We start from the raw sequence: 24,777 nt of genomic DNA, 5'->3' as shown, positions 1-24,777 counted from the left end.
CCGGGTATATGCATCGAGAAGGCAAGTTTCGGGTGGTGACCGGAGCCATGAAGGACGATATTCACGGTCAAGGAGATAGTCCTATGAACGCACAGACAGCTATTCTGGAAAAAGACATCACGCCCGAAGGCAGCGACTACGAAATCGTCCGTCACGCCATCGAGAAGATCAGCCTCGACTACCGCGACCAGCCCTCGCTCGAGGTCCTGGCCGAGGCAGTCGGCGAGACGCCGACCGGCCTGCAAAAACTCTTCACCCGCTGGGCCGGCCTGTCGCCCAAGGCCTTCCTCCAGGCGGTCACGCTCGACCATGCGCGCAAACTGCTCGATTCCGGCATGCCGCTGCTCGAGGCTTCTTTCGAGGTCGGCATGTCGGGGCCCGGCCGGTTGCACGACCTTTTCGTCACCCACGAGGCGATGTCGCCGGGCGACTACAAGACGCGCGGCGCCGGGCTGACGATCCGCTACGGCTACCATATTTCGCCCTTCGGCATCGCCTTGATCATGGCCACCGACCGTGGGCTTGCGGGCCTCGCCTTCAGCGATGCCGGCGGCGAGCGCGCGGCGTTCGCCGACATGTCCGGTCGCTGGCCGAACGCAACCTATGTCGAGGACATGGCGGCGACGGCGCCCTATGCCGCGCGCATCTTCGATCCGGCGCTGTGGCGCGCCGACCAGCCGCTGCGCGTCGTCATGATCGGCACCGATTTCCAGGTCCGCGTCTGGGAGGCTCTGCTGCGCATCCCGATGGGCAAGGCCTGCACCTATTCCTCGATCGCCGCCCGCATCGGCGCGCCAAGCGCCAGCCGGGCGGTGGGTGCCGCGGTCGGCGCCAATCCGATGTCTTTCGTGGTGCCGTGCCATCGGGCTCTCGGCAAGTCCGGCGCGCTCACCGGCTACCACTGGGGCCTGACCCGCAAACGCGCCATCCTTGGCTGGGAAGCGGGACAGATCGGATCCTGATGATACGCCCATAGGGTCGGGCCATCAGCGCGCGTTCATCTCGCGCGGTCTGGCAAGCAGCGGCCTTACGGAGTAGCTTCCCGCCAAATCAGCAGGAGGCATTCCTTGATCATCGTCATCGGCTCGATCAACCTCGACCTTATCGCCAATGTCGACCGCTTGCCCGCACCAGGCGAGACGGTTCGGGGCTCCGGCTTCACCACCGCGCCTGGCGGCAAGGGCGCCAACCAGGCGCTGGCCGCCGCGCGCGCCGGCGTCAAGGTGCGCATGGTCGGTGCGGTCGGCAAGGACAATTTCGCGGCGGAAGCGCTGGCGCTGTTAAGAGAGGGCAAGATCGACCTGTCCGGCGTCGGTGAAACCTTCGCCTCGACCGGTACGGCATTGATCATGGTCGACGCCGACGGCGAGAACGTCATCGCCGTGGTGCCAGGCGCCAATGATTCGGTCGTGACAGGCGACCTTTCCAAGGCGTTTGTGAAGAAGGGCGATGTCGTGCTCCTGCAGCAGGAAATCCCGCTGCAGGCCGTCGATGCAGCACTGGACGCGGCACGGACGGCAGGCGCGGTCACCGTGCTCAACACGGCACCGTTCCGCGGCGAGGCGGTGGCCTTTCTCGGCAAGGCCGACTATGTCGTCGCCAACGAAACCGAATTCGACCTCTATGGCGAGGCGCTGTCGCTGAGCGGCCGCGATCGCCCGGCGCGGATGCGCGATTACGCCGCGAAGACCGGCCGCACAATCGTCGTCACGCTCGGCGGTGACGGCGTTCTGGCTGCCACGCCAGCCGATCTTCTGATGGTTTCGGCGCTGAAGATCACCCCGGTCGACACGGTCGGCGCCGGCGACACGTTTTGCGGCTATTTCGCCGCCGGGCTGTCATCCGGCCTGCCGCTCGAAGAGGCGCTCGCCCGTGCCGCAGCCGCCGGTTCGCTCGCTTGCCTGAAGCCCGGCGCCCAGCCGGCGATCCCGCTGGCCAAGGATGTCGATGCCGCCTTGCACAAATCTGCCGGCTAGAGTGGGATAACAGCCATGCGTCCTGCCACGAAACACGCCGTGCCGCCTGCCGGCGATATCTGCCGCCGGTCTGCCGTGGACCTTGCCGACGCGATCCGGCGCCGGCAGCTTTCCGTGCGCGAGGTGGTGACGGCATTCCTCGACCGAATCGACGCAGTGAACCCGCTGGTCAACGCCATCGTCTCGCTGCGCGACCGTGCCGACATCTTGCGCGACGCCGACAAGGCAGACACCCATCTGGCACATGCAGGAGATGCCGGGTCCATATTCGGCCTGCCGATCGCTATCAAGGACCTCGCGCAGACCAGGGGCCTCAAAACCAGCTTCGGCTCGCCAATCTTCGCCGATTTCGTTCCGCAGGAGGATGATTTCTTCGTCGAACGCATCCGCAAGGCCGGCGCCATCATCATCGGCAAGACCAACGTTCCCGAATTCGGGCTTGGCTCCAACACCTACAACACCGTGTTCGGCCCGACGCTCAACGCGTTCGACCCGGCCTTGACCGCCGGCGGTTCGAGCGGCGGCGCGGCGGTCGCGCTTGCGCTCGACATGGTGCCGGTCGCCGATGGCAGCGACTTTGGCGGCTCGCTGCGCAACCCGGCCGCCTACAACAATGTCTATGGCTTCCGTCCGTCGCAGGGACTTGTCCCGGCCGGCCCCGACCTTGACGTCTTTCACGCACAGATGGGCGTCGAAGGGCCAATGGGCTGCAGCGTGCGCGACATGGCGCTGCTGCTCGACGAGCAGGCCGGCTACGACCCTCGCGCACCGCTCTCGCATCACAAGCAAGGCTCGTTCCTCCAAGGGCTGGAAACGCCAGCAGCCGGCGGCCGCATCGCCTGGTTCGGCGATCTTGGCGGCCATCTGCCGGTCGAAACAGGTGTCCTTGATCTTTGCGAGACCGCTCTCGGCCGGTTTGCGGACGCATCCTTTCAGACCGAAGCACTGGTGCCGGATTTCGACTTCGAAGCGCTGTGGCAGGCCTTTGTGACACTGCGCCAGGCAAGCAGCGGCTGCGCGCTCAAGGCACATTACGACGATTCCCTGAAACGCAGTCTTCTGAAGCCGGAGGCCGTGTGGGAGGTGGAACATGCGCTGCGCCTCACGGCGCCACAGATCCATGCCGCCACCGTGAGGCGCTCGTCCTGGCATCGAATGCTGCTGTCGCTCTTCGAGCGTTTCGATCTCGTCGCATTGCCAACCGCGCAGGTCTTTCCCTTCGATGTCTTCACCCACTGGCCAAGGGAAGTGGCAGGCCGGGCCATGGACAGCTACCACCGCTGGATGCAGGTTTCAGCGTTCGCCACGCTGGGCGGCTGCCCAGCGGTCAACGTGCCGGCGGGCTTCGACCCCAAAGGCCGGCCAATGGGCATGCAATTGATCGGGCAGCCGCGCGGCGACATGGCCGTGCTGAGAGCGGCGGCGGCCTATGAGACGACGCTACCGTGGCAGGCCGGAGCCTAATCCAGGTCAAGGCTGCCAGCGACATATCGGCTTGCACCCGCGTTGACGCCATGCATTGATCGCGGTCGGCCGCGTCGCAAAGCGGCATTCTATCGAGGAAGACCCCATCTATCGAGGATAGCCATGTCGCTGGAACTCTATGCCACCTATCTTGTCGCCTGCCTCGTCATCATCCTGGTGCCCGGACCGACGGTCACGCTGATCATCGCCAACAGCATCCGCCATGGCTCCCGCGCCGGCCTCGCCAACGTCGCCGGCACCCAGGCCGGGCTGGCGATCATGATCGCCATTGTCGGCATCGGATTGACCTCGCTGATCGCGGGAATGGGCCATTGGTTCGAATGGGTCAGGCTGATCGGCGCCGCCTATCTGATCTGGATGGGCGTGCAGATGTTCCGCTCCAAGGGCAAGCTGAACGCCGACGGATCGGCGAAGACGCCGCGCGGCGGCTTCTTCCTGCAGGGGCTGCTGGTGGCGATCAGCAATCCCAAGACGCTGGTGTTCTTCGGCGCCTTCTTTCCGCAGTTCATCGCCCCTGAAGGCAACTACGCGCTGCAGATCGGCGTCATGGGTCTCACCGCCATGATCTTCGCCGCCGTGTCGGATTCGACCTACGCGCTGGCCGCCGGGCGTGCCGGACGCCTGCTGTCGGCCGGCCGCGTCAAGCTCCTGTCGCGGATCAGCGGCAGTTTCCTGGTCGGCGGCGGCCTGTGGCTGGCGTTTTCAAAGGCGAAGTAACACGGCAGCAGCCGCGAGCCCCGCAACACGCAAAACTGCGTACCCTCGAAGCTGAGGACGGTTGATTGAAAGTCAGCCTGCCGGCTACCACATGAATTCGTGCTGAGGGATTCATGTCTATGCCGTGGACTTATGCGGATTTGAAAAGGAACGCGTTCGGCGTGATCCTGCTCATCACTTTGTTCGCGGTGATGGTTCCGTCGGCTCTGAACAAATGGGCGAATGACGCAAGCCCCATCCGGTCGGTTGACCCGATCGACGCCACGATCAAAAGTGTTCAGTGGGGTAAAGGACACGGCACCGTTTATGTACTTTTTCTCGAGAACGGTTCGCCGGTTCTCATCAACGACGATCGACCGCATCTGATCGGCTCAGATGTCAGACTTGAGCGCGTTACACGCGACAATGGTTCTGTCTCTTACCGTTTTGCCAACTGAGTCATATGGCAAAAGCGCGGTTCTCCCTCACCTTCATGCTCCTGCGGGAAAACCTCCGGGGCATCGTCATCACCAGCCTTGTGGTAGGCGTCTGCATTCTGGCAATCGGCGCACTGATTGCAAGGCGGAGCAGCCCCATCGTCGATGTGGAGCGCGTGACAGGCACTGCGGTCAACGTCCTCAATGCTCCTTCGAGCCCCGAAGCTTGGATCGGAAGAGGATTCCGCTACCAGTACGGAATCCGTCTCAACGAAAATGACCTCCTGGCATTCGTGTATGGTGACGCAGCAACGCCGCGAACCATCGGATCAGAAGTTTCGATCGAGCGGCAGTACCGTCGCAATGGTGCCGAAACATACCAACTGCTCAATAAGTAAGTGAGCGGCCCTAAAGCCGCCCGAGCCTTTCCAGCAGCAGCGCGAAAAACGCATCGTGGTCGATGTCGCGCATCACCATGGCGTTCTTCGGCCCCTTGGTCACGCCCCACCAGTCGATCACGGTCATGCCCATGGTGAGTTCGGAGGCGGTTTCCACGGTGACGTTGCAGTTGCGGCCCTTGAACAGCTCCGGCTTCAGCAGATAGGCGATGACGCAGGGGTCGTGCAGCGGACCGCCGTCGGTGCCGTATTTCTCCTCGTCGAAGCGCTCGAAGAATTCCAGCATCTCCGCCGTGGCCGTGCCGACCCTGGTGCCGAGCTTGCGGAAGGCTTGGGTGCGCTTGGCCGTGGTCAGCGCCTTGTGGGTGACGTCGAGCGGCATCATGACGATCGGGATGCCGGATTTGAACACGACATTGGCGGCATGCGGGTCGACATAGATGTTGAATTCGGCGGTCGGGGTGACATTGCCGCCCTCGAAGAAGCCGCCGCCCATCAGCACGACTTCCTTGATGCGCGCCGCGATCTTCGGCTCGCGAATCAGCGCCAGCGCGACGTTGGTGAGCGGCCCGAGCGCGCAGAGCGTGATCGTGCCGCTCTCTTCCTTCATCAGCGTCTCGACGATGAAATCGACCGCGTACTGGTCCTGCAGCTTCATTGTCGGTTCGGGCAATTGCGGTCCGTTGAGGCCGGTCTCGCCATGCACTTCCTCGGCGGTGACGAGTTCACGCGCCAGCGGCCGGATGGCGCCGGCATAGACCTTCATGTCAGGCCTGCCGGCCAGTTCGCATATCTTGCGTGCATTCTTTTCGGTGAGCCTCAGCGGCACGTTGCCGGCAACTGCGGTCATGCCGACGATCTCCAGTTCGGCGCTGCCGAGCGCCAGCAATATGGCGACGGCATCATCCTGGCCGGGATCCGTGTCGATGATGATCTTGCGGGATTGGGGCATTTCAATTCCTTGTTTGGGGAGTCTTTTTGGGCGGGGCTTTTGACGGCTTGAACTTGACCGCGGGGCGGACCATATCAAGGCCATCGGGAAAAATGCCATCCGGGTTTTTCCACTTTATGTCGCTCTTGAGAGGACAGTGTAACATGAGCCGAATGACGCCTTTCTCCAGCCCGCTTCTCCTGGGTTTCGACGCCATGGAAAAGACCCTGGAGCGTCTGGCGAAGTCGGGTGACAGCTACCCTCCCTACAACATCGAGCGCCTCAGCGGTGCCGACGGCAAGACCGAAAGGCTGCGAATCACGCTCGCTGTCGCCGGTTTCGCGGAAAACGATCTCGATGTGACCACGGAGGAGAACCAGTTGGTCGTGCGCGGCCGTCAGAACGACGACACCGAGCGCGAATTTCTTCATCGCGGCATTGCCGCGCGTCAGTTCCAGCGCTGTTTCGTGCTGGCCGACGGCATGCGGGTAATCGCGGCGGAGCTGAAGAACGGCCTTTTGTCGATCGATCTCGATCGGCCCGAGTCCGAACGGCTGGTACGGAAAATAAACATATCGGTGAAAGACTGATTTTTGCGATGGCTCTCATGCGAGGCGGCCTTGAGCGGCGTCCTCGCGCCAAGGAGGCTTGAAATGACCAGAACTGACGAAAATCTCATCATGACCAGTGGCGAATTCGCCCATCTCGGCGAAGGTTCGGTCGCCTATCTCAGGAAAGTGTCAAGCGACGATCTGCGCGGCCGTTTCCCAGGCCTCGGCGAAATCGCGCCCGGCCTGGAACTGTGGGCGCTGTTTGCCGCCAATGGCCAGCCGATCCTGCTTTCGGACGCCCGCGACCGGGCGCTGGCCGGCGCCATGGAAAACGACCTGACCACCGTCGCCATCCACTGACAGAGCGGCACATCGATCTGGTTGGAAACGGACAGGGCCGCTCACGGCGACCCTTTCAACGGGTCTAATCAAGAAAGCTCAGGCCGCGTGCGAGGCCTGCGTGTCCGATAGAAGCGCGTGGATCGCGGCGGCGTCGCGTGTGCCCCTGATCTTGGCCACCGTGTCGGCGTCGCGCAGCACCCGCGCAATGCGCGACAGCGCCTTGAGGTGGTCGGCGCCGGCGCCTTCGGGCGCCAAAAGCAGGAACACCAGATCGACCGGCTGGTCGTCAAGCGCCTCGAAATCGACCGGCGTCTCCAGCCGGGCGAAAACCCCGGCGATCCGCTTGACTCCGGCCAGCTTACCGTGCGGGATGGCGATGCCATTGCCGACACCGGTCGAGCCCAGCCGCTCGCGCTGCAGGATGGTGTCGAACACCTCCCGTTCCGGAATGCCGGAAATCGCCGCCGCCCTTTCGGACAGCATTTGCAGCAGCTGCTTTTTGGAGTTCGCCTTCAACGCCGGCAAAATCGCCGGAACGTTGATAAGATCGCTCAGATCCATACTTGAAATCCCTTGTTCGCCTGCCGTCGCCAGCCCTCGCTCTCGCGTGCGGCTGGTTCCTTATCCCAGTGCGGCCTTGGCCGTCATCCCTGCGCGACCTTGGTCGTAGACGGGTCGATCCAGCCGATATTTCCGTCCGGCCGGCGATAGACGATGTTGAGGTGCTCGTTTCCGGCGTTGCGGAAGACGAGGACCGGGCTGTCCTTGGCATCGAGCTCGATCACGGCTGACGCCACCGACATGGTCCGCAGCGTCATGGTTGATTCGGCGACGATGGCCGGCGCGAAATTCTCCGGTATGTCCTCATCATCGTCGGCAAGCGGCGCCATCACCGTATAGGCGACGTCGGTGGGTTCGCCATTGGCATTGCCTGAATTATGCGACTTCAGCCGACGCTTGTAGCGCCGAAGGCGGGTTTCGAGGCGATCCGCCGCGGCCTCGAAAGCGAGCGTCGGGTCCTGGGCTTCACCGGTCGCCTGCAGTGAAGCGCCGGAATCCAGCCGGATCATGCAATCGGCCGTGTAGCGCGACCCCGATTTGACGACTACGATTTGCCCCGAAAAGCCCCGATCGAAATATTTCCCGATCACTTCCCCGACACGTTCGTTGATGCGCGTACGGAACGCATCGCCGATATCCATGTGTTTTCCCGATATGCGCAGTGTCATCTGAAAACTGACCTTCCTTGCTCAGGCTTCAAACTGTCCCGAGTTTATACCCGTGGTCTGTGCGCACAAGCTTTGCGGCGTCACTTGCGCCGATTTTAAATCCGAACTTTCCGGTTGATCACAATCCGCCTTTTTGACCGTCCGTGGCCAACGTCGTGGCGGACCATCCGCATGCGGGCAGTAGCCCGTCTCATGCGGGCGGGCTTCTAGCCACTTCGTTACAGCTTGTCAATGAAGCACGAAAGCTGTGGAAATTCCGCGGAGATCAACGCCCGGCGCTGGCCAAGGCGCGTTTTTCACGCCGCCGCTGCACCGACGAGGGAATATTCATGCTCTCCCGGTACTTGGCGACCGTGCGCCTGGCAATATCGACGCCGTTTTCCCGCAACATGTCCACAATCGCGTCGTCGGAAAGCACGTCGACAGGCTTCTCTTCGTCGATCAGCTGCTTGATGCGATCGCGCACGGCTTCCGACGAATGCGCGTCGCCGCCGCCCGACGAAGCGATCGAGGCGGTGAAGAAATAGCGCAGTTCGAACACGCCGCGTGGGGTCAGCATGTATTTGTTCGCGGTGACCCGGCTGACGGTCGATTCATGCATGCCGATGGCGTCGGCCACCATGCGCAGGTTGAGCGGCTTCAGGTGGCGCACGCCATGGACGAGGAAAGCATCCTGCTGGCGCACGATTTCCGAGGCGACCTTGAGGATGGTCTTCGCCCGCTGGTCGAGGCTGCGCGTCAGCCAGTTGGCATTCTGCAGGCATTCCGCCAAGAAGTCCTTTTCCGTCTGGTTCTTCGCATGCGGTGACACCTGGGCGAAATAGATATGATCGACCAGCACGCGCGGCAGCGTTTCGGCGTTAAGTTCGACCACCCAGCTCCCGTCATTGGCGGCCCGCACTTCGACATCGGCGATGATGGCGTCGCTTACGCCGCCCGAAAACGCCATCCCCGGGCGCGGATCGAGCGCACGTATCTCGGCCAGCATGTCGAGTAAATCCTCCTCGTCGACCCCACAAATCCGTTTCAGGGTCTGGAAGTCGCGCCGCGCCAGGAGTTCGAGATTGGCGATCAAAGCCTTCATTGCCGGATCGAGCCGGTCGCGGACGGCAAGCTGCAGCGACAGACATTCGGCGAGGTCGCGGGCAAAGATGCCGGAGGGCTCGAATGTCTGGCAGACCGCGAGCGCATTCGTCACCGCTGCTCTGTCGGTGCCGAGACGGGCGGCGATTTCCGCCATGTCGGCGCGCATATAGCCGGCCTCGTCGAGGCCATCGGCAAGCTCGCCGGCGATCAGGCGGGCCGCCGGGTCGGTGAAGGCAAGCGCGACCTGTTCGCCGACATGCTCGCGCAGCGTGATGGCGGCCGCCGCCATGTCCCCGACGTCGAAGCCGTCGGACGAGGACATGGAACTGCCGCCGGAGGCCGATTTCCACTGGGCCGTCAGGTCGGGACCGAGCCGCTCGCTCGTGCCGGGATCGTCGGGGAACAGATTTTCCAGCGAAGCATCGAGCTTTTCCGAGATCGCCTCGGCGCTCCATGCCGTTTCCGTCTCGAACCAGTCGCCGCTGGTCGCCGTTTCCGGCGGGGCGTCGATCTTCTGCGCCTGGTCGCTGGCAGCATCGTCCTGCGGCTCGGCGCGTTCGAGCAGAGGATTGCGCTCGATCTCGTCGTCGATGAAGCGTTCCAACTCGACATGGGTGAACTGCAGCAGCCGGATCGACTGCATGAGCTGAGGTGTCATCACCAGCGACTGGGACTGCCGTAGCTGTAGTTTTGCCGCCAATGCCATGGTTTGGTTTCAAACGCCCTGTCTACGCATCCGGAGTCTACTACGCATCCAGACCGCCGGAAGGATTTTCCCAGTCAAGCATAAGAACTGGCCCGGCTTTTGCTTGTCAAGGCGACGGCGATCAAAACTCGCCTGTCGGTGCGTTATTCGGACGAGAAATCGGAGAAAAGGACCTGTCCCGCGCCAAAAAATCGCTCTCGAACAGGAATTCTCAACCTCAGAGTGTAAAGCCCTCACCGAGATAAAGCCGCCGCACATCCGGGTTTGCGACAATTTCGTCGGCCCGGCCATGGGTCAGCACCTGGCCGGCATGGATTATATAGGCGCGGTCGATCAGTCCGAGCGTTTCTCGGACATTGTGATCGGTGATGAGCACGCCGATGCCCCGCGCCGTCAGGTGGCGCACAAGTTGCTGGATATCAGCGACGGCGATCGGGTCGATGCCGGCGAAAGGCTCGTCGAGCAGCATGTATGCGGGGCGGGTCGCCAGTGCGCGTGCGATTTCAAGGCGCCGCCGCTCGCCGCCGGAAAGCGACAGTGACGGGGCCTTGCGCAGATGGCTGATGTGGAACTCCTCGAGCAGTTCGTCGAGGTTGCGCTCGCGCTCCTTGCGGCTCTTTTCGACCACTTCGAGCACGGCACGGATGTTTTGCTCGACGCTCAGGCCACGAAAGATCGACGCTTCCTGCGGAAGGTAGCCGATGCCAAGGCGGGCGCGGCGGTACATCGGCATCGAGGTGACGTCGAAGCCATCGATTTCGATTGTGCCTTCGTCGACCGGCACAAGGCCGGTGACCATGTAGAAGCAGGTCGTCTTGCCGGCACCGTTGGGACCGAGCAGCCCGACCGCCTCGCCGGCGCGCACGCCGATCGTCACGCCGCTGACGACTTTGCGGCCCTTGTAGCTCTTGGTCAGGCCCTTCGCGATCAGGGTCCCCTTGAACTTTGACGTATCGACGGTGACCGTGGCCGGTGCCGCAAGTTTGCTGGCGGCGCGTCCTGGAAGAAGCGCCCTCAGCGATGCTACGTCGACCATCAGGGTTTCGCCGTTCTCGACTTCGGTGGCGTGATCGACATCATGACGCGCCCATCCCCGCAGGGATCGACCTGCGCCAGGCCGCTCTTCATCTGCACGGTGAGCTTGCAGCCGACCAGCACATTGTCGCCTTGCGAAAGCACGACCTTGCTGCCTGAAAGCACAAGCACTTCCGTCTTCATGTCGAAGCTGCCGCGGTCGCCGGTGGCGACCTGATCGTCCGATTTTATATAGACCTTGTTGTCGACCTCCAGACGGTCAATGTCGGCCGAGCCGGTCATCGCGGCACCTGCGGCCTCCGCGCCCTTGGCGGCAGCGCCGGCATCCTTGACGTAGTAGACCGTCATCTTGCCGGACTTGAGCACGGTCGGCCCCTGGACGACGCTTACATTGCCTGTGAATACAGCGATGCTGTCCGCCTGGCGTACCTCGAGCTTGTCGCTTTCGATCTGGATGGGCTTGTCGCCGGACAGTTTGAGGCCGGACAATTGGCTGGTGGTGTTGGACTGCGCCAGGGACGGCTTTACCCCCAGGAACAGCCCCAGGCCCAGCAGGGCCGAGGTCGCGGCTACGAGCTGTATCGAACTAGTGAGCCGCATGGGATTCTCCGCTCTTTGCCTCTGCCGCTTTCAAGCTGGCGGGGTCGATGTTGACGCGCACTCTGTTTTCGAAAACCACGATCTTGCCGTTGTCCTGGACCGACATCGAATCTGCGGTGATCCGCGACCCGCCGCGGCTGACGTCGACCGGGTCATCCGTCTTCATAGTGCCTTTGGCTATGTCAAGAAAGACCGATTTGAACTTTGCCTCCAAGCCATCGGTGGTGGTTATGGTGACATCGCTGGTCAGGCTCATCGTGTTGCCGTCGCGATTGTAGATGCCGTGCGAGGCATTGACCGCCGCCACATTGTCGGCCGAGATCGGGAGCTTGGCGTCGATGCCCTCCAGATCGATGATGCCTTGCTTGCTCACATCCTGTATGGCGCGCAAGGCTGTCATGGAATAGGGTAGCTTCTGCTTGGTGAACCCGTTGAGCTTGGGGTTGGCCATCACCAGCTTGCCATTGGCGAAGGCGCTGCCATCGGCCTGGACCTGGACCGAGACAGGCGCCGCGAGATACGAATAGACTGGGAAAGCGACCGCGATCGCGGCAGCGACCAGCGGCACCGCAAGCTTCAAGACACGGACGCGGCGCGAATGGCGCTGGGCAATGCCGAAGGCGTCGGCCCGCGCCGGGCCTACGGCCGGGGGGGCCAACTCCGTCTCGGTGTTGGTCGGTTCGATCGGTCGCGCTAACATGACTGCTTTCTTTTAAACCCCTGCCGCCAAGCACCCTATAGGTGGGATGCCGACGCCCTCAAGCAAGCACAAGCGGAGGAAAACCGCAAAAATGTGACGATTGCTGTTGTACAAACGAAAATGAAACCGGCACAACTTTTACATCATACCAGATACAGGCGGACAGCGTTAGGGCCTGTGGATTGGTCTTGAAGTCTCCCTGAAACGCCGGCCCGCGAAGGTTGAAGACGTCGTCTGTGGCGCAAGCGCGTCAGGAATCGGTAGCCGGGCGCGGATGGTTGCTTTAAAAGCATTTCTCCCACCGACTATGAGGCTGGACCATGGCACTGAGAGCCGACGACCTGATCGACCGCCGCCGCTTGCGCCGCAAGCTGACATTTTGGCGCGTTGCAGCGCTTGTTGTCGCAGCAGCCGGGTTGGTTGCCCTTTCGACCTGGATTTACGGTGACGACTTCACTGGCGCGGCGGTCGACCATATCGCCAAGGTCAAGATCGAAGGCACCATCACCGAAGACGACGAGCTGATCAAACGGCTGGAAACCATCCGTCAATCATCGAGGGTGAAAGCTGTGATCCTGTCGATCGATTCACCGGGCGGCACCACCGTCGGTGGTGAATCGATCTACGAGGAAGTGCGCAAGCTGGCCGCCGAAAAGCCGGTGGTGGCCGAAGTCGGCACGCTGGCCGCATCGGCGGGCTATATGATCGCCACCGCGGCCGATCATATCGTCGCGCGCAAGTCCTCGATCGTCGGCTCGATAGGCGTGCTGATCCAGTATCCGGACGTCAGCGGCCTTATGGACAAGCTCGGCATCAAGCTCGAGGAAGTGAAATCCTCGCCGTTGAAAGCCTCGCCGTCGCCCTTCAGACCGGCCAATGACGACGAACGCGCCATGGTCCGCAAGCTCATCCTCGACAGCTACGACTGGTTCGTCGGCGTCGTCGCCGAGCGCCGCAACATGACCAAGCCGGAGGCATTGGCGCTGGCCGATGGGTCGATCTTCACCGGCAGGCAAGCTGTTGCCAACAAATTGGTCGACGCGGTCGGCGGCGAGACCGAAGCGATCGACTGGCTCGCAACCAAGGGCGTCGACGCCAAGCTCGAGGTGGTCGAGTGGAAGGATACGGAAGGCGACAGCTTCCTGTTGTCGAAGGCGATGGCGCGAACCATCGGCAGTGCGCTCGGCCTGCCCGACTATGGCGGCGACATCATTCACGAACTTGGTGCCGACCGCTTGTTTCTTGACGGTCTCGTTTCCGTCTGGCACCCTTGAGACGAGTGAAAAAAGCAAATAAAATCATCCTCATAATTTTGACGGTAGTGTTTTCACGGGGAGCCTTCTCATGATCAAATCCGAACTTGTGCAGATCATCGCCACACGCAACCCGCACCTCTTCCTGCGCGACGTTGAGAACATAGTCGGCGCGATTTTCGACGAGATTACCGACGCGCTTGCCGAAGGCAACCGGGTCGAGCTGCGCGGTTTCGGCGCTTTCTCGGTGAAAAACCGCCCCGCCCGCACCGGCCGCAATCCGCGCACCGGCGAATCCGTCGAGGTCGAGGAGAAATGGGTGCCGTTTTTCAAGACCGGCAAGGAATTGCGCGAAAGGCTGAACGGCGGCAAATAAGCGCCGCGCGGGTTCATGTGCCGGCCTTTCCAGGAGGGCTGGTCTTCGATAGAGCCCGCTTTCGACAGGAAATTCCATGTTCAATCGTTTCTTGCTCATCTTGGTCTTCGTGCCGCTGGCCATCATCCTGATCGCGCTGGCCGTCGCCAACCGCGATCCGGTTGCCTTCACCCTGGACCCGTTCAACCCCGGCAACCCGGTGCTGACGATGACGCTGCCGCTTTTCATCTTCCTGTTCCTGGCTCTCGCCATCGGCATGATCGTCGGCAGCCTGGCGACATGGGTAAAGCAGGGCCGTTACCGCAAGCTGGCGCGCCAGCGCCGCGTGGAGGCCGAGAACCTGCGCCAGGCGGTCAGCCGCGCTCCGGTCGCGCCACAAGGCCCGGTGCTGCCGAAGCCGACGAACTGAACTGCCGGGTCGCCGGTTCACTCTGCGGAGCTTCTCATGCTGACCATTTCGGCCGCCGAGGTCGATCGTGCACTGACCTTTCCCGGATTGGTCGAGACACTGCGCGCGGCCTTTCGCGATGGAGCGGTACAACCGGTCAGGCACCACCATACGGTCGAACGCCCGGACGGCGTGGCCTCGACCCTGCTCTTGATGCCAGCCTGGACCGACTTCAATGCGGCCGGCACGTCGGACGGCGGCCATATCGGCGTCAAGATCGTCACTGTGTCGCCCGATAACAACGCCGTAGGCAAACCCGCGGTGATGGGCCTTTACCTCCTGCTCGACGGTGCGACCGGCGAGCCCGAAGCCATGATCGACGGCCAGCGGCTGACGCAGTGGCGCACGGCCTGCGCCTCGGCGCTGGCCGCTTCCTATCTGGCCCGCGAGGACGCTTCGCGGCTGCTGGTGGTCGGCGCCGGCGCGCTGTCGCCGTTCCTGGCCAAGGCGCATTCGGCGGTGCGGCCGATCAAAACCATCCGCATCTGGAACCGCACGTCGGCCAATGCCGAAAAGGTTGCGGCGCAATTGCGTGCCGAGGGGTTTGCGGCCACCGCCGCGAACGATCTCGACGCCGAGCTCGGCCAAGCCGATATCGTGTCGTCGGCAACCATCACGACCACCCCGCTGATCAAAGGCGCACTTTTGCAGCCGGGAACCCATGTCGATCTGGTCGGCGGCTTCACGCCTGATATGCGCGAAAGCGACGACGATGCGATTTCGCGTGCCCATGTCTACGTCGACACCCGCGCCGGCGCCACCAAGGAGGCGGGCGACATCGTCCAGCCACTGGCCTCGGGCGTGTTGAAGGCGCAAGCCATCGTCGCCGACCTACATGAACTGGCGCGCGGCCAGAAGAAGGGCCGGCAAAGCCCCGGTGAGATCACGCTGTTCAAATCGGTCGGCGCGGCTCTGGAGGATCTCGCCGCCGGCATTGCCGTCTACAAGGCGCTCAAAGTAGGGGAGTAAGGGAATAGGGCAGTACGGCAGTAATGCCTTACTCTCTTACTCCCCTTCTGCCTTGACGGGAACCCCTTTTGCCGCGCCTCGTTGTTCGCAGATGACGGAGATACGCGGGTTTCTGTTGTTCTGGTCGATCCTGACCGCCACGGTCGCAGCGCTCAGCCTCGGCCCATCCTTCGCTCATGTCCTGGAATCGCTGCCTCGGCTGACGAAGTGGTCGCCTTCTCTGTGGCGCGAAACCACCGTCTTCAACGGCCAGTTCTTGCTATTTTTGGTCATTGGCGCGCCACTGGACCTGGCAGCGATTGGTTGTCCGGGGCTTCTCGCATGGATGTTGCGTGACGATCGCCCGGCGTTTTGGTTCGTGTCGGCCGCGGCTGCGCTTTTTGCGGCGTCGCTTGCAGCGTGGTCTGTGCTCGTCAAACCGGCCAATGATATCCTGGCCACCTGGGTGCCTGGACCGATCCCGGAAAACTTCGAAGCGATCCGGCTGCGCTGGGAAACCGGCCATATGGTCGTGGCCGGCATCAAGACCGCAGGCTTCATCTCGCTGATTGTCGGCTTGCTTTCCATCAGGCACGGCTGACCATTCCGGATGTCGTCCGGCAACCGCCTTTGTTGCGCCGCCGGATGTGCTGTGGCAGAAGCGGGCCAAGCAGCCGTCCGGAGATGCTCCGTCTTGAAACCTTTTCGCGACAAACGCCGCGATAGCCGCTCGCAGTTCACGAAAAGCGGAGCAGAACAGACGCGCCCGCGGGATGGTCGCGCAGCGGCCAGGCCGGATGCAAAACCGGGCGAGGGGCATGAGACGAGGGACCGTTCCGAACCAAAGGCCGCGCCGCGTGTCCTTTCCCGCCGCGACGGCGCCCTGCCCGCCGAACGTCTTCCGGTAATCCTCGAAGTGACGCCCAACGCCGACTATGCGCTGCTCGACAGCGGCGCCGGGCAGAAGCTCGAACAGTACGGCCCCTATCGCATCGTCCGGCCCGAGGGCCAGGCAATCTGGCAAAAAGCGTTGCCGGCCAAGGACTGGGATCGCGTCGACGCCATTTTCACCGGCGACACCGACGAGGAAGGCATCGGCCGCTGGCGCTTTCCAAGGACGCCGCTCGGCGAGACCTGGCCGATGAAGCATGACGGCATCGACTATCTCGGCCGCTTCACCTCGTTTCGCCATGTCGGCGTCTTCCCCGAACAGGCCTCGCACTGGGATCACATGGCCGGGCTGATCGCGGCGGCGAAGCGGCCGGTCAAGGTGCTGAATCTGTTCGGCTACACCGGCCTTGCCTCGCTGGTGGCGGCTCGCGCCGGCGCCGAGGTCACCCATGTCGACGCATCCAAGAAGGCGATCGGCTGGGCCAGGGAGAACCAGGAGATCGCGGGCCTGTCGCAAAAGCCGATCCGCTGGATCGTCGACGACGCCATGAAATTCGCCGAGCGCGAGGAACGCCGCGGCAGCCGCTACGACATCGTCCTGTTCGATCCGCCCGCCTATGGCCGTGGCCCGAAGGGCGAGGTCTGGCAGTTGTTCGAGGATCTGCCTGATCTGACCGACCTCTGCCGCTCGATCCTGACGCCGAAGCCGCTTGCCGTGGTGCTGACCGCCTATTCGATCCGCGCCTCCTTCTTCGCCATCCATGCCTTGATGCGCGACACGTTCGCCGGCATGGGCGGCAGGGTCGAATCCGGCGAACTGATCATCCGCGAGAAATCCGCCGGCCGGGCGCTGTCCACGTCGCTGTTCTCGCGCTGGGTGGCCTGAATGAGCGATCGGCACGCCGGCTCGCCAGGGCAAGTGAAAGAGGTCACCAGCCTTGCCAACCCGCTGGTCAAGGACATCAAGGCGCTCGCGCTGAAGAAATTCCGCGACCAGCAGAACGCCTTCATGGCCGAGGGGCTGAAGCTGGTGATCGACGCGCTCGATCTCGGCTGGTCGATCAGGACGCTGGTCTTCGCCAAGGCCGGACGCGGCAATGCGGCGGTCGAAAAGGTCGCGGCGCGCACGGTTGCCGCCGGCGGCACCGTGCTCGAAGTTTCGGAAAAAGTGCTCGTCGCCATCACCCGTCGCGACAACCCGCAAATGGTGGTCGGCATCTTTTCGCAGAAGTTCCTGCCGCTGAAAGACATCCGTGCTCAGAAAAGCGATGTCTGGGTGGCGCTCGACCGCGTGCGCGACCCTGGCAATCTCGGCACCGTCATCCGCACCGTCGATGCCGTCGGCGCCAAGGGCGTCATCCTGGTCGGCGAGACCACCGACCCGTTTTCAGTGGAGACCGTGCGCGCCACGATGGGCTCGATCTTCGCCGTGCCGGTCGCCAGGGCGACGCCGGACACCTTCCTCGCATGGCGAAAAAGCTTTCCCGGCCTCGTCGCCGGCACGCATCTGAAGGGCGCGGTCGACTACCGTTCGGTCGATTTTTCCAGAGGCCCGGTGCTGCTGATGATGGGCAACGAACAGCAGGGCCTGCCCGACAGCCTGGCCGAAAGCTGCGACAGGCTGCTGCGGATTCCGCAGGCCGGCCGCGCCGATTCGCTCAATCTCGCGGTGGCCACCGGCATCATGCTGTTCGAGATCCGGCGCGATGCGCTGAAACTTGCCCCGGAGGACGCCAAACCGTGACATCCCAAATGGTGAAATCCCAAACGGCAAAATCATGGTTCCCTTACGCCCTGCTGGTCGCTGCGGCGATAGCGCTCGACCAGTGGGTGAAACACCTAGTCGAGACCGGCCTCGCCTTTCAGGAAAAGGTCGATCTCGTGCCGTTCCTGGCACTGTATCGCACCTACAACACCGGCATTGCCTTCTCGATGTTTTCGTCGTTCGGCGACACCGGCCTGGTGGTCATCGCCGCTTTCGTCGTCGCTTTCGTGCTCTATCTCGCGGCCCGCACGCCGCCCGGCCACGTGCTTACCCGCATTGGCTTTGCACTGATCGTCGGCGGCGCGCTCGGCAATCTGCTCGACCGCGCCACCTATGGCCACGTGATCGACTACATCCTGTTCCATACTCCGGTATGGTCCTTTGCCATCTTCAACCTCGCCGACGCGTTCATCGCGGTCGGCGCGGTGCTGGTCGTCTTCGACGAACTCATCGGTTGGCGGCGCGAGGCCAAGCCCTCAAGCGATTGACCTGACCTTCCACCGCCATACAGTGCCCATTCGAAAAGCCCGAGGAGAAAACATGCCCGAAACCTTCAAAGCCATCCTCGTTTCGCGCGACACCGAGAAGAAGCAGTCGGTCGCGGTGACCGACCTCACCGAGGACGACCTGATGGAAGGCGATGTCACCGTCGCCGTCGAGGCGACGACGGTGAACTACAAGGACGGCCTCGCCATATCAGGCAAGGCGCCGGTGATCCGCCGCTGGCCGCTGGTGCCGGGCATCGATTTCGCCGGCACGGTCGTCTCGTCCTCCCATGCCGACTGGCGCAAGGGGGACAAGGTCATTCTGAACGGCTGGGGCGTCGGCGAGACGCATTTTGGCGCCTATGCCGAGCGTGCCCGCGTCAAGGGCGACTGGCTGGTGCCGCTGCCCCAGGGCATGAGCCCGCATGATGCCATGGCGATCGGCACCGCTGGCTACACCGCCATGCTTTGCGTCATCGCGCTGGAACGGCATGGCATCGTGCCCGATCGCGGCCCGGTGGTGGTGACGGGGGCTGCCGGCGGCGTCGGCTCGGTCGCGGTCTCGATCCTGTCCAGCCTCGGCTACCATGTCATCGCCTCGACCGGCCGCAGCGCCGAAAGCCCCTATCTGATCGACCTGGGCGCCGCGGAAGTGATTGCGCGTGACGAGCTTGCCCAGCCGGCAAGGCCGCTCGCCAAGGAACGCTGGGCCGGCGGCGTCGACGCGGTCGGCAGCCATACGCTGGCCAACGTCCTTTCGATGACCTCCTATGGCGGCGCCGTCGCCGCCTGCGGCCTGGCCGGCGGCATGGATCTGCCGACGAGCGTCGCGCCGTTCATCTTGCGCGGCGTTTCGCTGCTCGGCATCGATTCGGTGATGGCGCCGAAGGCGGTCCGCCTGGAAGCGTGGCGCCGCATCGGTACGGACCTTGACCTCCACAAGCTTGCCAGCCTGTCCACGACCATCGGTTTCGACGGCATCATCGACGCCGCGCACGACATCGTCGACGGCAAGATCCGCGGTCGCGTGGTGGTGGACATGTGAACTCCGTCGTCTGCAGTTTTTGCACGAAACAAAGCCAAAACCGCGCGACCGCTAAAATTCGAACGATCAGCCGCAATTTTCCATAATCTCTGTCTGGCAAGGATTTCGTATGGTCACGGAATCCGGCATCAGAGAAACGGAGAACGCCGAAAGCGTCGACGGGATCGGCCCGGAGCCGCCGAGGCGGCAGCTTGTCGCCGCGCCGCCGCGGGCGCCGGAACTGCCCGCCGCCAATCGTGAAGGCCTGCCGTTCCTGACGCTCGTCGCCGTCGTGGTGCTGGCAGGCCTGTCGCATCTGACCGGAGCGCCGATCTTCATCACCGTTGGCCTTTTGGCGACCGGCATGGCCGGTCTTGCCATGCACCTGCGCGCCAAGCGCACTGAGCGCCGCACAGCCGCTCTGCTCGACGAGACCGCGGCTCGCAGCCGCGCCCAGATCGAGACACTGGCCGACCGCATGTGGGAGATGCAGGAGAGCGAGGAACGCTTTCGCGGGCTGATCGACGCGCTCGGCGATCTCGTCGTCCATCGCGATCGTGACGGCCACATAGTGTACGCCAACAAGGTTTTCGCCGATCTTGTCGGAACCGAACAGCGCGACCTTGCCGGCAGGACCCTGGCCGAACTCGGCATCGACGTCGGCATCGTTCCCGATGCCGCTTTTTCCGACCACGAGTGCCTGAGCTCCACCGACGTCGCCATTAGCACGCCGAGCGGCCCGCGCTGGTTCTCATGGATCGAACTGTCCGTGCGCGACAAGGAGAGCGGCGCTGACTCGCATCGCGCCATCGCCCGCGACATTACCGCCCGCAAGCAAGCCGAATCGTCGCTGATCACCGCCCGTGAGCGAGCCGAATATGCAAGCCAGGCCAAATCGCGCTTCCTCGCCACCGTCAGCCACGAGATCCGCACGCCGATGAACGGAATCATGGGCATGGCCAGGCTGTTGGCCGATACCAGTCTCTCGCCCGAACAACGGACCTATGTCGGCGCCGTCTCGACCTCGGCCAGCGCGCTGCTGGCACTGATCGAGGATCTGCTCGACTATTCCAAGATCGAGGCCGGCCGCTTCGATCCCGAACCGCAGCCAATGTCGGTGCGCGAGATCGCCGACAACGTCGTCGAACTCCTAGCGGCGCGCGCCTTCGCCAAGGCCATCGGCCTTGGCTGCCATGTCGACCACGACGTGCCGCAGATGATCACCGCCGATCCGGGGAAGGTCAGGCAGGTGCTGCTCAACCTCATCGGCAACGCCATCAAGTTCACCGACAGCGGCGGCGTATTGGTGAGCATCGCCCGCGCCCGCACCGAAACCACCGATCACATATGCTTTACGGTCACCGACACCGGTCCCGGCCTGAACGAGAACGACATGGAGCGCATCTTCGACGAATTCGAACAGGCTGACGGCACGTCGACCCGCGTGCATGGTGGCGCCGGCCTCGGTCTTGCCATTTCCAAGCGCCTGGCGATTGCCATGGGCGGTACGATTTCGGTGTCGAGCCGGCTCGGCCAGGGTTCGGAATTCGTCTTCGAAATCCCCGCAATATCGGCCATCGAAGCGTCGCAGAACCGCCAGAGCGCGCTGTCGGGTCGGCGCGCGGTGATCCTGTCGAGAAACGCCATCGAGGCGGATGCCATTGCTCGCACCATCCGCGCCAATGGCGGTATGGTCGATCTGGCCGCGACCGCCGCCCAGGCAGCCCCCTTCGCCGAAGGCTGCGACGTGCTTCTGGTCGACGCGGCCATGGAAGACAGCGACGGCAGGTTGCTCAAGCGCCTTCGTCAGAGCGGCTTTGCCGATTGCGAGGCGATCACGCTGATCGCGCCGACCGACCGCGGCATGCTGGGCGAGTTCCGCGCCAGCGGCTACGCCACCTTCCTGGCAAGGCCGGTGCGCGGCGAGACGTTGCTGCGCGTGCTTTTGGCCAGCGGCGTACCCACCCTCTCCCAACCGCAGCCGGAAAAGCCCGGCGCGCCATCGGTCCGCGCCATTGGGCTCCGCCAGCAGGGCCTGTCCGTGCTGATTGCCGAGGACAACGACATCAACGCCATGCTTGCCCGCGCCACGCTGCTGAAGGCCGGGCATCGGGTGAAAGTGGTCGGCAACGGCAAGGCCGCCGTCGAGGCCGTCATCGGAACCGGCCACAAGCATCGCTTCGACGTGGTGCTGATGGACCTGCACATGCCTGTGATGGACGGGCTGGACGCCATCGCCGCCATCCGCCGGCACGAGGAGGAAACCGCCATACCGCCGGTTCCGATCATGGTGCTGTCGGCGGACAGCCAGGAAAAGACCCGCCACGCCGTGCTCGCCCATGGCGCCAGCGGCTTCGTGACCAAGCCGCTCGATCCCGACGCGCTTGTCCAAGCGGTCGAGGGCCAGGTGGCGGCCTGAGCCGCGAGTCGCGCCCTTTCCTTACATTGCATAGCCGGTTGCAGGCATTACCCAGCCGGCGAAGTATTGCCCGTAACGCCGTATCACGGTACTGTCACAATCCTGTTGCACCTACACCGTATCCCCGTGCCAAGAGGGATGGCTCGAAGGAGAATCACTCGTGCATACAGTTATGCCGGAATGTGACACTCGGCCGAACGCCAGCAGCGCATTGCTTGTCGGGCGGAACGTCGATGCCGTCATAAAAGGCACATCACTCGGTCGCATCGGCAACCTCGAAGTGCGGCTCGCCCTCAACGAGGCTGAGATCGCCGCGGCCCAAGAAGTGCGTTACCGGGTATTCTACGACGAGCTTGGCGCCAGGAAAAACCTGTTCCAGGCGCAGGATTGCCGCGATGCCGACCGCTTCGATCCGCTCTGCGATCATTTGCTCGTCTTCGACACTTCGCTATCCGGTCCCGAGCATCGCCGCATTGTCGGCACCTACCGCCTGCTGCGGCAGGAAATCGCGGCTGCGGCCGGCGGCTTCTATTCCGAGGGCGAATTCGAGCTGACCAAGCTCATCGCCCGTCATCCCGGCCAGCGTTTCCTCGAGCTCGGCCGCTCCTGCGTCTTGCCGGAATACCGCTCGAAGCGCACCATCGAGGCGCTCTGGCAAGGTATTTGGGCCTATATCAACCATTACGGGATCGGCGTGATGACCGGTTGCGCCTCGTTCCAAGGCACCGTGCCGGCGGCGCATGCCGAAGCGCTGACCTATCTCGCCCATCACTGCCGCACGAACTCGGCCTGGGACGTGCGCGCGGTCGCCGGGCGCTACTGTTCCATGGATTTGATGCCGATCGAGGCGGTCTACGCCAAGGCCGCGATCGCGGCAATGCCACCGCTGGTCAAGGGCTATCTGCGCGTCGGCGCGCGCATCGGCGACGGCTGCGTCATCGACCGCGAATTCTCGACGGTCGACGTGTTCGTGGTGATGCCGGTCAAGGAGATCGGCGCCCGCTACGTCAACTATTATGGCGGGGAAGCCCAGCGTTTTGCCGCATGAAGGCAGTAGTGAGTAGTGAGAGCTACATCACGACATCCAAGCCTCACTACTGACTACTCACTATTCGCCACTCACGGAATATCTTCCGGCCGCCGACCGGGGCGGCTCTTGTAGGATGGAAAGGCCCAGCCGAACTTGAGCGCGCCGCCACGCACCAGAAATGCCGCGGCAAAGCCCGCCAGGCCCGATGCGAGCGGCGGCAGTCCGGCGAGATCGCCTGTTGTAAACAGGGTGGCGCCCGCAAGGGCGGCAGTGACATAGATTTCTGGTCTCAAGAGCACCGACGGTTCGCCGGCCAGCAGGTCGCGCAAGATGCCGCCGAACGTGGCGGTGAGCACGCCGGTGACGACGGACACGACCGGCGACCCGGTGACGGCCAGGCCCTTGGCGGCACCCATCACCGAAAACGCGGCGAGGCCAACAGCGTCGAGCCAGAGCAGTAATTTCCAGCGGGATTCGAGACGGTGCGCCCCGAAGAAGACAAGCATCGCCACCACCGCGCAGATCAGAACGTAGCCGGAATTGGCGATCCAGAAGACCGGCAGATTGAGAATGACGTCACGAAACGTGCCACCGCCGATGCCGGTGACGCTGGCCAGGAACAGAAAGCCGATAATGTCGAGTTGCTTGCGCGAAGCGGCAAGCGCACCGGTCGCCGCGAAGACCGCGACGCCGGCATAGTCGAGAAGCTCGATCGGGTTCAAGGGCATAGGGGAGTAAGGGAGTAGGGGACTAGGTAAGCATAAATAGCACGAAGCCGCGCGAATGGTACGGCTCTTTGCCCTACTCCCCTATTCCCTTACTTACGCATCCTTCTCAGCTTGCTCGTTCACCGGCCCTGGCTCGACCGGCGCTTCACCAGCCACCTGCTTGGGACCGCCCTTGGCAACACCGACCATGGCCGGCCGCAGCACCCGCTCGCCGATCGAATAGCCCGGCTGCACGACCTGCACCACCGTGTTGGCCGGCACCTCCGGATTGGGCACCTCGAACATCGCCTGGTGGAAATTCGGATCGAACTTCTCGCCTTCCGGCTCGAGCTTCTTCACCCCATGCCGCTCCAATGCCGATAGCATGGCGCGCTCGGTGATCTCGACGCCCTCGATCAGCGCCTTGAAGCCGGCATCGCCCGACGCCTTGGCCTCTGCCGGGATCGCATCCAGCGCGCGGCGCAGATTGTCCGACACCGACAGCATGTCGCGGGCGAAATTGGCAACCGCATAGGCACGCGCGTCGTGCACGTCGCGCGCGGTGCGGCGCCGCAGATTCTCCATCTCGGCCGCGACGCGGAGCGCGCGGTCCTTCAACTCGTCGTTTTCCTTCAGCAGCCGCACAAGCGCTTCATAGTCGCCGTCGACGCTGCCCTCCGTGTGTTCGATGACAGCCTCGGCCGTCTCGGCTTCATCGGGCGCGCGTTCGTCTTTTGCCTGGTCGCTCATCGCCATTTCCCGTCATTTCGAATGATGTGGATTTGTGCCCGATATCGAGGTTTGGCGGCCAAAAATCAAGGGGCAAGCGATACCGAAGAAGCCGCTCGCGCTTTGACGACGCATCATGAAGACCTTTCGATATTAATTCAAATTTTACTGTAACCGCCGGCTTTGCTTGCCAAGATGCCACGATGTGGAACCATTCGCCTACTGGGGGAGTTTCGAAGCCGACACAGGATTTTGAAATGACGACCCGCAAAAACGGCGACCGCAACAAGAATGGCGCCCGCAACAATGACGAAAGACGTGAAAGGCTCGCGACCGGCGTCAAGCACCAGTTCGGCACCGAGGCAACGATGCGCTTTATGCGCGCGTTGCCGGCATTCCGGACGGAGAACGACATTCCCGATCGTTTCAGGGAATTGCTCGACCGCCTGGACGGCATCGAGAGCAGCGTCGCCGCCAATAGCCGCCGGCAATAGACGGACACACGCGCTCGTCGTTCCGTGCCGCCGGAA

At 63.2% G+C, this 24,777-nt stretch carries 29 protein-coding genes; 20 read left to right on the top strand and 9 right to left on the bottom strand.

The features are described from left to right. The first annotated feature begins 83 nt into the window (after positions 1-83). The 6 genes from IQ26_RS14765 to IQ26_RS14740 all read left to right on the top strand — a co-directional run bounded on the left by IQ26_RS14765 (position 84) and on the right by IQ26_RS14740 (position 4,992). Positions 84-962 (top strand): methylated-DNA--[protein]-cysteine S-methyltransferase, encoded by an 879-nt coding sequence (locus IQ26_RS14765; RefSeq protein ID WP_145718400.1) that lies wholly within the window; start codon positions 84-86, stop codon positions 960-962. A 105-nt stretch (positions 963-1,067) separates the two neighbouring features. Further along, a complete protein-coding gene (locus IQ26_RS14760) occupies positions 1,068-1,976 on the top strand; it encodes a ribokinase (RefSeq protein WP_145718398.1) in 909 nt (302 codons plus the stop codon). Positions 1,977-1,991: 15 nt separating this feature from the next. Beyond that, on the top strand, positions 1,992-3,440 hold the full coding sequence (locus IQ26_RS14755) for an amidase (protein WP_145718396.1): 1,449 nt from the start codon (positions 1,992-1,994) through the stop codon (positions 3,438-3,440). Positions 3,441-3,563: 123 nt separating this feature from the next. Continuing rightward, positions 3,564-4,178, top strand: coding sequence for a LysE family translocator (locus IQ26_RS14750; RefSeq protein ID WP_145718394.1), 615 nt, complete (start codon positions 3,564-3,566; stop codon positions 4,176-4,178). A 119-nt stretch (positions 4,179-4,297) separates the two neighbouring features. Continuing rightward, a complete protein-coding gene (locus IQ26_RS14745; RefSeq protein ID WP_240547121.1) occupies positions 4,298-4,615 on the top strand; it encodes a hypothetical protein in 318 nt (105 codons plus the stop codon). Between the two features lie 5 nt (positions 4,616-4,620). Beyond that, positions 4,621-4,992 (top strand): hypothetical protein, encoded by a 372-nt coding sequence (locus IQ26_RS14740; RefSeq protein WP_145718390.1) that lies wholly within the window; start codon positions 4,621-4,623, stop codon positions 4,990-4,992. Positions 4,993-5,002: 10 nt separating this feature from the next. On the opposite strand, the gene IQ26_RS14735 is transcribed toward IQ26_RS14740, so the two are convergent. Next, the gene (locus IQ26_RS14735; protein ID WP_145718388.1) at positions 5,003-5,944 is read right to left on the bottom strand and encodes a nucleoside hydrolase; all 942 of its coding nucleotides are present in this window, start codon (positions 5,942-5,944) and stop codon (positions 5,003-5,005) included. Between the two features lie 143 nt (positions 5,945-6,087). Between IQ26_RS14735 and IQ26_RS14730 the strand changes: the two genes are divergently transcribed. Both IQ26_RS14730 and IQ26_RS14725 read left to right on the top strand, forming a co-directional pair. Next, positions 6,088-6,513 carry an Hsp20 family protein gene (locus IQ26_RS14730; protein ID WP_145718386.1) on the top strand — a complete coding sequence of 142 codons (426 nt, stop codon included), beginning with the start codon at positions 6,088-6,090 and terminating at the stop codon, positions 6,511-6,513. A 63-nt stretch (positions 6,514-6,576) separates the two neighbouring features. Next, positions 6,577-6,834: a BQ00720 family protein gene (locus IQ26_RS14725; protein WP_126034689.1), complete on the top strand. Its 258-nt coding sequence runs from the start codon at positions 6,577-6,579 to the stop codon at positions 6,832-6,834. 78 nt (positions 6,835-6,912) lie between these two features. Here the strand turns inward: IQ26_RS14725 and ptsN are convergent, their stop codons facing one another. The 6 genes from ptsN to lptC all read right to left on the bottom strand — a co-directional run bounded on the left by ptsN (position 6,913) and on the right by lptC (position 12,172). After that, on the bottom strand, positions 6,913-7,377 hold the full coding sequence (gene ptsN / locus IQ26_RS14720) for a PTS IIA-like nitrogen regulatory protein PtsN (protein ID WP_095488401.1): 465 nt from the start codon (positions 7,375-7,377) through the stop codon (positions 6,913-6,915). Between the two features lie 83 nt (positions 7,378-7,460). After that, entirely contained in the window at positions 7,461-8,045 is a 585-nt protein-coding gene (gene hpf, locus IQ26_RS14715; protein WP_145718383.1) for a ribosome hibernation-promoting factor, HPF/YfiA family, read from the bottom strand. A gap of 265 nt (positions 8,046-8,310) precedes the next feature. Further along, a complete protein-coding gene (rpoN, locus tag IQ26_RS14710) occupies positions 8,311-9,837 on the bottom strand; it encodes an RNA polymerase factor sigma-54 (protein WP_145718381.1) in 1,527 nt (508 codons plus the stop codon). Between the two features lie 217 nt (positions 9,838-10,054). Then, positions 10,055-10,873, bottom strand: a complete 819-nt coding sequence (gene lptB / locus IQ26_RS14705; protein WP_145718379.1) for an LPS export ABC transporter ATP-binding protein — start codon at positions 10,871-10,873, stop codon at positions 10,055-10,057. Next, positions 10,873-11,472: an LptA/OstA family protein gene (locus IQ26_RS14700; protein WP_145718377.1), complete on the bottom strand. Its 600-nt coding sequence runs from the start codon at positions 11,470-11,472 to the stop codon at positions 10,873-10,875. The genes lptB and IQ26_RS14700 overlap by 1 nt, the downstream gene beginning before the upstream one ends. Beyond that, positions 11,459-12,172: an LPS export ABC transporter periplasmic protein LptC gene (gene lptC, locus IQ26_RS14695; RefSeq protein ID WP_145718375.1), complete on the bottom strand. Its 714-nt coding sequence runs from the start codon at positions 12,170-12,172 to the stop codon at positions 11,459-11,461. The genes IQ26_RS14700 and lptC overlap by 14 nt, the downstream gene beginning before the upstream one ends. Before the next feature lie 320 nt (positions 12,173-12,492). Here lptC and sppA point away from each other — a divergent pair, with 320 nt between their 5' ends. From sppA to olsB, 11 genes are all read left to right on the top strand, one after another. Beyond that, on the top strand, positions 12,493-13,446 hold the full coding sequence (gene sppA / locus IQ26_RS14690) for a signal peptide peptidase SppA (RefSeq protein WP_145718373.1): 954 nt from the start codon (positions 12,493-12,495) through the stop codon (positions 13,444-13,446). Positions 13,447-13,516: 70 nt separating this feature from the next. Beyond that, positions 13,517-13,801, top strand: coding sequence for an integration host factor subunit beta (locus IQ26_RS14685; protein ID WP_006200394.1), 285 nt, complete (start codon positions 13,517-13,519; stop codon positions 13,799-13,801). A gap of 76 nt (positions 13,802-13,877) precedes the next feature. Next, positions 13,878-14,210, top strand: a complete 333-nt coding sequence (locus IQ26_RS14680; protein WP_145718371.1) for a LapA family protein — start codon at positions 13,878-13,880, stop codon at positions 14,208-14,210. A 36-nt stretch (positions 14,211-14,246) separates the two neighbouring features. Further along, positions 14,247-15,218: a bifunctional Delta(1)-pyrroline-2-carboxylate/Delta(1)-piperideine-2-carboxylate reductase gene (gene lhpI / locus IQ26_RS14675; protein ID WP_145718369.1), complete on the top strand. Its 972-nt coding sequence runs from the start codon at positions 14,247-14,249 to the stop codon at positions 15,216-15,218. A gap of 91 nt (positions 15,219-15,309) precedes the next feature. Next, a complete protein-coding gene (locus IQ26_RS14670) occupies positions 15,310-15,798 on the top strand; it encodes a DUF1772 domain-containing protein (protein WP_145718367.1) in 489 nt (162 codons plus the stop codon). A gap of 93 nt (positions 15,799-15,891) precedes the next feature. Next, positions 15,892-16,974: an RsmD family RNA methyltransferase gene (locus IQ26_RS14665; RefSeq protein WP_145718365.1), complete on the top strand. Its 1,083-nt coding sequence runs from the start codon at positions 15,892-15,894 to the stop codon at positions 16,972-16,974. Beyond that, positions 16,975-17,832, top strand: coding sequence for a TrmH family RNA methyltransferase (locus IQ26_RS14660; protein ID WP_145718363.1), 858 nt, complete (start codon positions 16,975-16,977; stop codon positions 17,830-17,832). 8 nt (positions 17,833-17,840) lie between these two features. Beyond that, complete coding sequence (gene lspA, locus IQ26_RS14655; protein WP_145718361.1) at positions 17,841-18,341, top strand: signal peptidase II; 501 nt, start codon at positions 17,841-17,843, stop codon at positions 18,339-18,341. A gap of 52 nt (positions 18,342-18,393) precedes the next feature. Continuing rightward, positions 18,394-19,383, top strand: a complete 990-nt coding sequence (gene acuI, locus IQ26_RS14650; protein WP_145718359.1) for an acrylyl-CoA reductase (NADPH) — start codon at positions 18,394-18,396, stop codon at positions 19,381-19,383. 109 nt (positions 19,384-19,492) lie between these two features. Next, positions 19,493-21,781 carry a hybrid sensor histidine kinase/response regulator gene (locus IQ26_RS14645; RefSeq protein WP_145718357.1) on the top strand — a complete coding sequence of 763 codons (2,289 nt, stop codon included), beginning with the start codon at positions 19,493-19,495 and terminating at the stop codon, positions 21,779-21,781. A gap of 172 nt (positions 21,782-21,953) precedes the next feature. Next, positions 21,954-22,829 (top strand): l-ornithine N(alpha)-acyltransferase, encoded by an 876-nt coding sequence (olsB, locus tag IQ26_RS14640; protein WP_162457957.1) that lies wholly within the window; start codon positions 21,954-21,956, stop codon positions 22,827-22,829. Positions 22,830-22,900: 71 nt separating this feature from the next. On the opposite strand, the gene IQ26_RS14635 is transcribed toward olsB, so the two are convergent. Together IQ26_RS14635 and grpE are read right to left on the bottom strand one after the other, a co-directional pair. Beyond that, positions 22,901-23,533: a trimeric intracellular cation channel family protein gene (locus tag IQ26_RS14635; RefSeq protein ID WP_145718353.1), complete on the bottom strand. Its 633-nt coding sequence runs from the start codon at positions 23,531-23,533 to the stop codon at positions 22,901-22,903. 99 nt (positions 23,534-23,632) lie between these two features. Then, entirely contained in the window at positions 23,633-24,268 is a 636-nt protein-coding gene (gene grpE, locus IQ26_RS14630; RefSeq protein ID WP_145718351.1) for a nucleotide exchange factor GrpE, read from the bottom strand. A gap of 236 nt (positions 24,269-24,504) precedes the next feature. Here grpE and IQ26_RS14625 point away from each other — a divergent pair, with 236 nt between their 5' ends. Then, a complete protein-coding gene (locus IQ26_RS14625) occupies positions 24,505-24,741 on the top strand; it encodes a hypothetical protein (protein WP_145718349.1) in 237 nt (78 codons plus the stop codon). Positions 24,742-24,777: the final 36 nt, after the last annotated feature.

Source organism: Mesorhizobium tianshanense, assembly GCF_007830515.1.
Taxonomy (GTDB): Bacteria; Pseudomonadota; Alphaproteobacteria; order Rhizobiales; family Rhizobiaceae; genus Mesorhizobium; species Mesorhizobium tianshanense.
Note: the sequence above shows the minus strand (reverse complement) of the source record. Positions and strands in the feature narration are given on the sequence as shown.